The 10,454-nt window shown below is 35.5% G+C and carries 10 protein-coding genes; 8 read left to right on the forward strand and 2 right to left on the reverse strand.

What is annotated here, in order from left to right; translation table 11 throughout:
- Positions 1–135 precede the first annotated feature (135 nt).
- The 4 genes from FVQ77_16425 (at position 136) to FVQ77_16440 (ending at position 4,465) form a co-directional block, all read left to right on the forward strand.
- Positions 136–2,427, forward strand: a complete 2,292-nt coding sequence (locus tag FVQ77_16425; protein ID MBW8051886.1) for a carbohydrate binding family 9 domain-containing protein — start codon at positions 136–138, stop codon at positions 2,425–2,427.
- Between the two features lie 150 nt (positions 2,428–2,577).
- Positions 2,578–3,591, forward strand: a complete 1,014-nt coding sequence (locus FVQ77_16430; protein MBW8051887.1) for a hypothetical protein — start codon at positions 2,578–2,580, stop codon at positions 3,589–3,591.
- Between the two features lie 42 nt (positions 3,592–3,633).
- Positions 3,634–4,098 carry a hypothetical protein gene (locus FVQ77_16435; protein ID MBW8051888.1) on the forward strand — a complete coding sequence of 155 codons (465 nt, stop codon included), beginning with the start codon at positions 3,634–3,636 and terminating at the stop codon, positions 4,096–4,098.
- A gap of 154 nt (positions 4,099–4,252) precedes the next feature.
- Positions 4,253–4,465, forward strand: a complete 213-nt coding sequence (locus tag FVQ77_16440) for a dodecin domain-containing protein (protein MBW8051889.1) — start codon at positions 4,253–4,255, stop codon at positions 4,463–4,465.
- Positions 4,466–4,763: 298 nt separating this feature from the next.
- Here FVQ77_16440 and FVQ77_16445 read toward each other — a convergent pair whose 3' ends face one another.
- Together FVQ77_16445 and FVQ77_16450 are read right to left on the reverse strand one after the other, a co-directional pair.
- Positions 4,764–5,018 (reverse strand): hypothetical protein, encoded by a 255-nt coding sequence (locus tag FVQ77_16445; GenBank protein MBW8051890.1) that lies wholly within the window; start codon positions 5,016–5,018, stop codon positions 4,764–4,766.
- A 63-nt stretch (positions 5,019–5,081) separates the two neighbouring features.
- Entirely contained in the window at positions 5,082–6,203 is a 1,122-nt protein-coding gene (locus FVQ77_16450) for a hypothetical protein (GenBank protein MBW8051891.1), read from the reverse strand.
- A gap of 635 nt (positions 6,204–6,838) precedes the next feature.
- Here FVQ77_16450 and FVQ77_16455 point away from each other — a divergent pair.
- The 4 genes from FVQ77_16455 to FVQ77_16470 form a co-directional block, all read left to right on the forward strand.
- A complete protein-coding gene (locus FVQ77_16455) occupies positions 6,839–7,426 on the forward strand; it encodes a hypothetical protein (GenBank protein MBW8051892.1) in 588 nt (195 codons plus the stop codon).
- Positions 7,426–8,529: a tRNA 2-thiouridine(34) synthase MnmA gene (gene mnmA, locus FVQ77_16460; protein ID MBW8051893.1), complete on the forward strand. Its 1,104-nt coding sequence runs from the start codon at positions 7,426–7,428 to the stop codon at positions 8,527–8,529. Before FVQ77_16455 ends, mnmA begins: the two co-directional genes overlap by 1 nt.
- 126 nt (positions 8,530–8,655) lie before the next feature.
- Positions 8,656–9,432 (forward strand): hypothetical protein, encoded by a 777-nt coding sequence (locus FVQ77_16465; GenBank protein MBW8051894.1) that lies wholly within the window; start codon positions 8,656–8,658, stop codon positions 9,430–9,432.
- 32 nt (positions 9,433–9,464) lie between these two features.
- On the forward strand, positions 9,465–10,454 hold a 990-nt coding region (locus FVQ77_16470; GenBank protein MBW8051895.1), incomplete at its 3' end, for a S8 family serine peptidase.

Here is a 10,454-nt window from a genome sequence, read left to right on the forward strand (position 1 = left end):
ACTTTTTAATCAACTTACGAAGTTATGTTTTTACTATAATATATTAAACATTCGACTTTATAGACAGACACTAATTAAGCCGCTAATTTAAAAACCATAGTACAACTAACAAATATACAGATAATTTTCTAAAATATAGTGGATTTGAAAATAATTATAAATATCTTGAATAAATTTTTATTAACATTTTTCCTCAATTGTCTCGTTGCTATTATAATATGTGCCCAAACGCAGGAGTACGTTATTAATATCAAAAGAGCTGTATCAGCAATTGAGGTGGATGGTAATTTGGATGAATCCGACTGGCAAGAGGCAGATATTGCCAAGGATTTTTACCAGCAATATCCCTACGATACGGGTTATGCTTTATCTAAAACTGAAGTACGATTAACTTATGACGATGATTATTTTTACTTAGGTGTTGTATGTTACGATGAACTTCCGGGGGATTACATTATTCAATCCTTAAAAAGAGACTATTCATTTTCAGTAGGAGATGCTTTTGCTATTTTTATTGATCCCTTTAATGACAAAACAAATGGTTTTGCATTTTATGTAAACCCACCAGGTGCCCGGAGCGAGGGGCTTATAGCAGGTGGTGGAACAAGAGGTGTTACCAGAACATGGGATAATAAATGGTACTCCCACGTAACAAAATATGGTAATAAATGGGTAGCGGAGATGGCAATACCATTTAAAACATTAAGATTTGAAGATGGGATAAGTGAATGGGGGGTCAATTTTGGCAGAAATGATCTGAAAAGGAATGAAAGATCAACCTGGATGCCGGTACCACGCAATTTTGACGAAGCTTCCCTTGCATATACAGGGAAAATACTATGGGATAAGCCACCGGCCAAAACCGGAGCTAATATATCGTTGATCCCATATATCACGGGTAGAATGAATGAAGACTTTGAGAATAATAGTGGTTTTGAAATTACCGGAGATAACGGATTCAAGCCGGCTATTCAGGAAATTCTTGGTATTGACGTTAAAATTGCAGTTACTTCCTCACTGAATTTAGATCTGACTATCAACCCCGATTTTTCACAAGTTGAAGTTGACGAGCAGCAGATCAACCTCACCCGGTTCAGCTTGTTCTTTCCGGAAAAAAGGCAATTTTTTATTGAAAATAGTGATCTCTTTGGTCAATTTGGATTCAGCCAGATCAGGCCCTTCTTTTCAAGAAACATAGGGCTATACCAGGGACAAACGATACCGATCATTGCTGGCGCCAGGCTAAGCGGAAAGATCAATAAGAACTGGCGTATAGGTTTAATGAATATTCAAACCACGAGAGATACTACGCTGGATCTCTATAGTCAAAATTATACTGTTGCTGCGGTACAAAGACAGGTTTTTGGCCCGTCTTACATAGGAGCAATTTTCGTAAACAGACAGGCATATGGCACTAATACAGATAATAAATTTTCTTTTCTTTCCAATAATTTTAACAGAGTGCTCGGCCTGGATTATAATCTTGCATCAAAAGATAATAAATTGCGCGGAAAAGTATTCTATCATCATAGCTTTACACCTGATAAATTATCCCAAAACAGCGCTAATGCTTCATGGCTTATGTACAATTCAAGAAATATCTTTGCCATGTGGAACCACGAATATGTTGGCAAAAATTACATTGCTGATGTGGGTTTTGTACCACATCTTACAAGACCTATTGAAGAAACAGGAAAAGATACTATGATGACCTACTGGCGGCTTGAACCCTTGTTTCAATATAAATTTTATCCCAAATCATCCATTATTAATTATCACGGCCCGGCTTTTAAATCTAACGATTATTTTGAAAAAAATTTAAGCGTTACAGATTATTTCCTTATGCCCCATTACATTATAAATTTCTTAAATACAAGTGAGCTTCAGGTACATCATCATGAGTTTTTTACAAAACTTTTTTTTGACAGAGATGTTACAAATACAGGTCAACCTCGTATTCCTGCCGGAAATTATTATTACCGTAATGTATTAATAAAATACAATTCTGATAAAAGGAAAAGATTCAATTACTTTTTTATTGCCAATTATGGAGGTTACTACAATGGTACAAAGCTCACTTATAATGTTGTATTGAAATTTCGGAAAACTCCATGGGGAAAATTTTCATTAGAATATAAGCACGATAGGATCCGTTTACCGACTCCGCCTGACACAAATGTTAATATAAAAGCTGATATAATTTTAATTGTTCCTAAAATTGAGCTGACTTTCACTAAAAATATTTTCTTTACAACCTTTATCCAATACAATACACAATCTGAAAATATCAATATCAACAGCCGCTTGCAGTGGCGTTTTAAGCCCGTTTCGGATCTATTCATTGTTTATACCGAGAATTATGACCCTATACTGAGTGTAAAGAACAGGGCGTTGGTGGTAAAGCTGACTTATTGGTTGAACTTGTGAAACAAACGCATAGAGAAAAGTCGGCAATCTGCAGTCCCCAGTCGGCAAAAAACAATTGCCGACTGCTCCCGAGTACTCGGGATGGACTGCCGACTGCCGGCTGTGGACTAGTGTTTCTCGTGCGCTTTGCCTCTTTAATGTTTTTTAAAAATGAACAGAATTCTTATTCCGGTTTTTTTTATTTGTAATTTGCTTTTCTGGCCAGAGAGCAACGTTGATAAGATAAATGGTGTTAATTTCGTAGCCCCGGTAAAAATAGTAGGGAATGAATGTATGCTTCCCCTGGCAAAAATTAATGCCAATTGGGTGGCTATAACGCCTTATGCCTATGCTGGGAACAATAAACCTGAGATACAATTTAATTCCGATTGGCAATGGTGGGGTGAAACAAAAGAAGGTGCCAAGGCAACCATTCAATATGCTAAAAAGCATAAACTGAAAATAATGTTAAAACCACACGTATGGGTATTTAAGCAGGGCTGGGCAGGCGATTTTATTCTTCATGACGAAAATGAATGGAGGATTTGGGAACATAGCTATGAAAAATACATAATCTATTATGCATATTTAGCTCAATCAATGGGTGTAGAAATGTTATCAATCGGAACTGAATATAAACGTGCTGTGCAAAAAAGGCAGGAATTCTGGAAAGAGTTGATCATAAAAATAAAGAAAATTTATCATGGCAAGCTCACTTATGCTGCTAACTGGGATAATTTTCAAAACATAACCTTTTGGGATCAATTGGATTACATTGGCATTGACGCATATTTCCCGCTTTCAGATAATAATACGCCAACCGCTAAGGAATTAATGCTGGCGTGGAAACCCTATTTTAATTCCATAAAATCGTTCCAGGCCACTATTAATAAGCCTGTGCTTTTTACTGAATATGGTTACAGAAGCATTGACAGAGCACCCGGGAAACAATGGGAACTGGCAGAAAATCACCGGGACTTCACCGGTCCGGCTAATTTTAATGCCCAATATAATGCATACGATGCTTTGTATCAAACATTTTGGAATGAGCCCTGGTTTTCCGGAGGATTTATTTGGAAATGGTATGATAATCACACAAAAGCAGGAGGAGCTAGTAATACTGACTATACTCCACAGAATAAACCTGTTACTGAATTGATAAAAAAATGGTATCGCAAAAAATAAAAAATTAGTATATTAGCATTTTATTAGTATCGTAAATAATTCATGTCTGCATTAAAACTATCACGTATTGGCGCTATCTTTTATGTGCTTTGGGGTATTTTACATATATTTCTCGGGGGTTTGGTATTATACATTTACTTCACTTTAGGCACTCCAGGTATGCTCTCTTTTTTTGGATTGAAAGATGCTGAGCAATTGCCAGCCGAAGCAAGCAAAATAACCGGTTCTTTAGGCGCTCAGCACGCAGCTAACCTTGCTATTTTTGGCACTGTCGCCATCATTATTGCTTTGGCAGGGATTTGGAAAAATAGTCCTGTTGCTTTCTGGATGAATTTGATAATGGTAGGGTTTGCTGATGTAGCCTTTATTTTTGCTTTTTTTATTCCGGGATACATAAAAGGTGTAGAAGGGATTATCGGGCCGTTGCTCTTTGTTTTAGCCGCCTTGTTTAGCGGTGCCGGATTGCTGACAAAGGCTAAAAAATCGACTGTTGACAGGACGCAGTAGGCAATTGCCTGTTACTCCTGTACATAATTTATTTTTATCAGAATAAAAATATTGTTGCTTTTAAATATATAAATTATGTGTGGGACTAATTGTCAATTTCTTTTTCTATCTTTGTGATGTTATTTTAAACAACTATTTAATTAAAAAATAAATTATGGATGACTCAGTATACAAAATCATCGAACTCGTAGGTACCAGCGAAAAAAGCTGGGAAGATGCAACCAACAATGCTGTGAGTCAGGCAGCAAAAACCCTTCGCGGTTTGAGGATCGCGGAAATAGTAGAACAGGATGCAACCATTAAGGATGGAAAGATCACTGCTTTTCGTTCAAAAGTGAAGCTAAGCTTTAAGTTTGGAGGAAGCTAATTCAAGTTGATCCCGAGTACTCGGGAGAAATCCCGCCTGCCCCCCGAGTTAATCGGGGGTGATGATAATCGGGGCGGGTTCACCTTTCTGTCATTCATCGTCAGACCACTAAGTCTGGGATTTGGGTTGGAAAGTGGTCAGACGAGTAGGATTTCTCAATGTCAATATTCGTCTGGCGTCTTTCTTTCCCTATTTCTATCCCTTAGCCGCCTGACGAGCGCTTATTTTTTCTTTAACTTTTAGTTAACAATTTATTCGTTTTATTCGTAGTATAGCAACTGAAACAAAGCTATCAGTCCTATATTTTATAACCGTTGTTACCTGCCGTTTTTATTCTCTCTTTTACTCTTATTACTTCATCAAGTAGGCCCGCGATATCGTTAATATTGTTGTCTCCTGTGTCCTTTAACATTTCTTCTGTAAATTTAAATGTTCCTCCTACCGGAATACTGTCTGACCATTCTTTCCATTTACCTGCTGTTGCAAGATTTACTATTAAACTATTTAAGTTTTCTTCAATGTCCTCCAACTTTTCAATGGCATTAGTTAACATTGAACGATATTGTTCCGTTGATTTATAGTCAGTTGTTATTTTTATTACTTTGCCCATTGTCTTTTAATATTCCAAGTTATACAATTTAATATCCCCTAAACAATTATTTATAAGAATATCAAGCGAATTATATCCTAAATACCAAAGTCCAACTGCAGTCTTTAATGTGTCTATGCCGTGCTTTTCACACATGTTGATAAAATAATCTTTTATATCTTCGTCTTTGTCACTTTGACAACCTAATTGATCCGCCACTTGTTTCACCCAAGTATCAACAGGAAAAGCTTTTCTTAAATCAGATTTATCAGGTTTTTTAATTTTTAATCCTGAATTTATTAAATAAATATCTCTAATAATAAATGTTGCAATTTTATCAGAAATCGCTCTAAAATTTTCTCCTTTTAGTTCTTTATATACTTTATCAATTCCCTCTGGTTGATTGAGATTATTTCTAATGTATTTGTATATATTTTTTTGTTTTCCATTATTTAAAGAAATAAACTTTAAAACATCTAAAACCATCATTACATCTTCGTCATTACCTAAGAAAATTTTCTTCTTGTAGCTTACTTTTTTCCACACCATCTTAATTTCTTTTCTGCTGATTAAGAGGTTTATAATTGGGTTCTTTGCTGATACTTCCTTTTTAAAAATTTCCTGATAATTCTTACTAAGGGAGTTTCCTCTTGTGATGTTATGATCTTGTTTAAATTTCAGGATATCTTGTTTTTCAAAATATTTTTTTTGCTCTTTGAGTTTATCATATGATTGCTGCAATGTTTTTTCAGAAATAGAATAATAATCTTCTAATTTTCTAATGGTAAATTGAAGGTACTCACTTGATAGCTTATCCCTTCGTCCCCTCATAAATGATCTACCAAAGAAGAAGTTCAATGCCTCCCACCAGTTGCTTTTTAATTTTTTTTCATATTTTTTTCCATTTGTATCACTTAGATGTTCTTTAATGTATTTGTTTCCTAGGTACTCTATGTTTCTCAATATTTTAATTTCTTTTTCCATGTGTAGTAATTCATTTAATCTTTTAAGAATTTGATTGACTAAGGGATCTTGTGGTGTATATCGTAACATACCTCGTAAAAATTCCTCCAACTTTGTCTTGCTCCAATTCGAAAGGTCAATATCAGGAAGATTATCCTCTGGTGTTGCTTCTATTACTGGTCTCATTACTATAATTACTTTAGTTCATACTAATTCCTAAATTACAATATATTCGATAACTCCGCCATAAATTCAAAGCTAATATGGGACAACGTAATCTATTTACGTTATTAATATTTTTATAAGGATAGCACCACGATTTATCGTGGTGTAACAAAATACAATAAAACCATATTAGTCCGCTTTAGCGGACTTTGTTAATTATCTAAAGTCCGCTAAAGCGGACTATCAATATAGATGCTGTTTTTTTCGCCACGATAAATCGTGGCGCTATTCTTATTAATCATCAAAAATCTTATTTTGCTCTTGTTTGATTTATGTAATTATTTCATCACTTGTTTTCATCTGACAAAGATACTAAAATTTGCTGTAATAAATAGAACTTAGCCAATCTTCATTACTGCCAAGTCCGTCACTGGCAGGATTAATCTCCCTGGCCATTTTCATCACGTTATTAGCATTGATCCCATATCCTAAAATTAATTGGATACCCTTTTGAAACATTCCTGGTAGTAATAATAAATATTAAAATTATTTTAAAATATTTACCTAACAGGATGAACAAAATAGCTTAAATAATTGTTAATTAACCCTATTTTATATTTTTTTGTAAAAAATAATAACTATAAATTTACAGTATCATGAATACACTAACTTATTTATCAGCGATTTTATTGATTTCAAATGCAGCTTACAGTCAAATTGATACCACAATTTGGAATGATCTGCAGAAAGTGCAAACCGAATACTATGAACTTTCCGTACCTTCTGTTTGGGCAAATCTTGACCACATGATTGGGTATGGAAAAGAGCAAATCTTTGAAGCAACGGGTAAAGGCCTGCCCTTTAGTTATAACGATGCCATGGTATCAGTTAAAGTAACTCTTTCAAACATAAAGGCTCAAAACCTTAACGAAGTTAAAAAAAATACGACTAACAAGTATACCAAATATACCGATAGAATTTTCGAAAAAAATTATACGTATGATGAAGATAGTCTTACCCTTGCCTCTGGTGAAAAAGTCTATTTACTTCATACAAGATTTTACAGGGAATCTGATACGGAACATCATAGTAAGTTTGACCTGGTAGCTTATTCATCCAAAGCAAAAGCTGGCTACCGTTACAGCATGTTAATTCAGTATCATGATAAGACGTATGAACTTGAAAAAAAATATCATTTGAGAGAATTTGCAAAAAAGCTCTTTAGCTATTTTACACTTAAATAATGAGTAAACACGGACGCATATTAGTCGCCATGAGTGGCGGCATTGACAGCTCGCTGGCCGCGGTTTTGCTGCACGAACAAGGCTATGAAGTGATCGGCATGACCATGAAAACGTGGGATTATGCATCTTCCGGTGGGTCAAAGAAAGAAACCGGATGCTGCAGCCTTGATTCCATCAATGATGCCAGGAATATTGCTGTAAGCCTGGGGTTTCCCCATTATATCCTGGATCTAAGGGAAGAATTTGGTGATCATGTTATTAATTATTTTACAGATGAATACATGGCCGGCAGAACTCCCAATCCATGCGTCTTATGCAATACACACATAAAATGGGATGCACTGCTGAAAAGAGCTGACCAATTGGAGTGTGAAAATATAGCTACAGGTCATTATGCCAATATAAGGAAAGTGGATGAAAAATACTTCATTTCAAAAGGTATTGATGAAAATAAAGACCAGTCCTATGCCTTGTGGGGTGTATCTCAAAAAAGCCTTAGCAGGACTATGTTTCCATTAGGCAATTTGAAAAAGTATGAGATCAGGGAAATGGCATTGAAAAGAGGGTTTAAAGAACTGGTAAATAAATCAGAATCTTATGAGATATGTTTTATTCCTGATAATGATTACAGAGGTTTCCTGAAACGCAGGGTTAATGGATTATCAGAGAAACTAAAAGGAGGCGAATTTGTGCTGGAAGATGGCACGGCAGTTGGAAAACATGAGGGATACCCTTTTTATACGATCGGACAAAGGAAAGGACTGGGTATAGCCCTGGGGTATCCTGCTTATGTGAAAGAAATTCAAAAAGATCAAAACAAGGTGGTTTTGGGAAGATTGGAAGAACTTTCTATGAACGGAATGTGGGTACATAAGATCAATATGGTCAAATATGATGACCTGAAAGGCAAAAAAACAGAAACTGTAACCAAGATCAGATACAATGATAAAGGAACTCCAGCCGTTATAGAACAAAATGGTGATAGAATTAAAGTTCATTTTCATGAAAACGTTTATGCTATAACACCCGGACAGGCAGCAGTGTTTTATGAAGACGGTGACGTGATCGGAGGTGGGTGGATTGAATCGAGCTTTAATGTGTAGCAATAGCAGTTAATAGCAGTTAAAAACGGTTAAAAATGGTTGCAATGGAAATCCCATTTCAAAAAGTAACCGATATTAACCGATATTAACCGATATTAACTTTATATAAGAGAATAACTGCTGAAAATGAAAAATGAGAAAATACTAAAAGAAATTGTTAATAAGATCATTTCAGTCTCTGGTGCAGAGAAAATCATCCTATTTGGATTTTCCTTTTTGCTCTTAGTCATTATTTTTTCCGGATGCAAACCCTCCAAAGTTGACCCTGCCCAGGTTGATCTCGGCTACAACTACTTCCCCTTGGCGATAGGTGATTCCATCATTTATGATGTTCTGACAATTGATTATTCCTCCCTTGGTGGCTTCATAGACACACAAAATTACCAGCTATTGGAAGTAACAGCCGATACTTTTATTGACAATGAATCAGATATTGCCTGGCGTCTTGAAAGATTTTCCAGGCCTGATAGTTCTGCCAATTGGCCCCTTGATCCGGATTCTGTATGGACAACAAAAGTTACATCATACCAGGCAATTAAAGTTGAAAGTAACATCCCATATATAAAATTGATTTTTCCCGTGGAAAATGGAGTTATATGGGATGGCAATGCATTAAATACAATAGAAACAAAAGAAGGTGAAGAATATAGAATTCGAGATTTAGGTTTAGCAGATACAATTGGGAATAATATCTTTAATAATACATTGAAAGTTATTCAACCCTTTATTACCTCTCAGATAGGAAAATATGAAAGATCGGAAGTATATGCCAGGAACCAGGGTTTGATATATAAAGAGTCAATTTTAGTAGACTATTGCGATGATCCGGGATGTATATTCTTAGATAGTATTGTATTTGGGAAAAAATACTTTCAGATATATAATTACTCAAATAAAGAGTAAAAGCCACAGATTCACAGAAACTAAATTTTCACATGAGATTTTCTTTTTTATTTAATATAGGGTTGATTATCACTTTATCGTTTTTAAAAAATGCCACACAGGCACAAACAAAAAAATATGTGATTTATTTTACCGATAAAAACAATACCCCCTATTCTGTTAACAAACCTGAAGAATTCCTTTCTCAAAGAGCTATACTGAGGCGGCAAAAACAAAATATCCTCATTACTAACAGAGATCTTCCTGTAAATAAAGTTTATGCTGATTCATTAAATTCACTCGGGGCTAATATGTGGTACACTTCCAAATGGTTTAATGCTGCCGTTATTGAAGCTGATTCAGTCACACAAAGCGTCATTAATAATTTAGGATTTGTGAAGAATTCTGAAAATTTAACCAAAAAACGTGTTTCCTCAGTGGTAGAAAAAAAACTTGCATTTGAAAAAAATTCTTTTCCAAAGAGGGTTGCTAAAACCAACAAAATAAATATCAATTATGGCCCTTCCTTTAACCAGGCAGCAATGATCGGTGCAGACATCATGCATGCAGATGGATACAGGGGGGAAGGCATGATCATTGGTATATTAGATGCGGGTTTTGCTAATGCCAATATATTGCCTGTATTTGACAGCCTGTTTGCAAACAACCGGATTTTAGGTACTTATGATTTTGTGACAAATGATCTTTCTGTTTATGAAGACTATTGGCATGGTACTGCGGTGCTTTCAACGATTGGAGGGTATCTTGAAGGCCAGATCATTGGAACGGCATATAAAGCAAGCTTCTTTCTGTTTAGAACCGAAGATGTTTCCAGCGAATTTCATATTGAAGAAATAAACTGGCTTATTGCCGCTGAATATGCCGATAGCGCAGGGGTAGATGTGATAAATACTTCTTTGGGATATACCGATTTTGACGATCCCACTATGAATTATACTTATGCAGACATGGATGGCAATACCGCCCTGATCACCCGTGCTGCAGACTTTGCCGCTGCCACAGGTATGCTGATCGTGAACAGT

The sequence above is a fragment of the Cytophagales bacterium genome (genome assembly GCA_019456305.1).
Lineage (GTDB): Bacteria > Bacteroidota > Bacteroidia > Cytophagales > VRUD01 > VRUD01.

What these genes read in the sequence shown, in the direction of transcription:
- FVQ77_16430 (MBW8051887.1), top strand. Translation starts at nt 2,578, where the DNA reads ATGAACAGAATTCTTATTCCGGTTTTTTTTATTTGTAATTTGCTTTTC.
- FVQ77_16435 (MBW8051888.1), top strand. Translation starts at nt 3,634, where the DNA reads ATGTCTGCATTAAAACTATCACGTATTGGCGCTATCTTTTATGTGCTT.
- FVQ77_16440 (MBW8051889.1), top strand. Translation starts at nt 4,253, where the DNA reads ATGGATGACTCAGTATACAAAATCATCGAACTCGTAGGTACCAGCGAA.
- FVQ77_16445 (MBW8051890.1), bottom strand. Translation starts at nt 5,018, where the DNA reads ATGTTAACTAATGCCATTGAAAAGTTGGAGGACATTGAAGAAAACTTA.
- FVQ77_16450 (MBW8051891.1), bottom strand. Translation starts at nt 6,203, where the DNA reads ATGAGACCAGTAATAGAAGCAACACCAGAGGATAATCTTCCTGATATT.
- FVQ77_16455 (MBW8051892.1), top strand. Translation starts at nt 6,839, where the DNA reads ATGAATACACTAACTTATTTATCAGCGATTTTATTGATTTCAAATGCA.
- mnmA (MBW8051893.1), top strand. Translation starts at nt 7,426, where the DNA reads ATGAGTAAACACGGACGCATATTAGTCGCCATGAGTGGCGGCATTGAC.
- FVQ77_16465 (MBW8051894.1), top strand. Translation starts at nt 8,656, where the DNA reads ATGAAAAATGAGAAAATACTAAAAGAAATTGTTAATAAGATCATTTCA.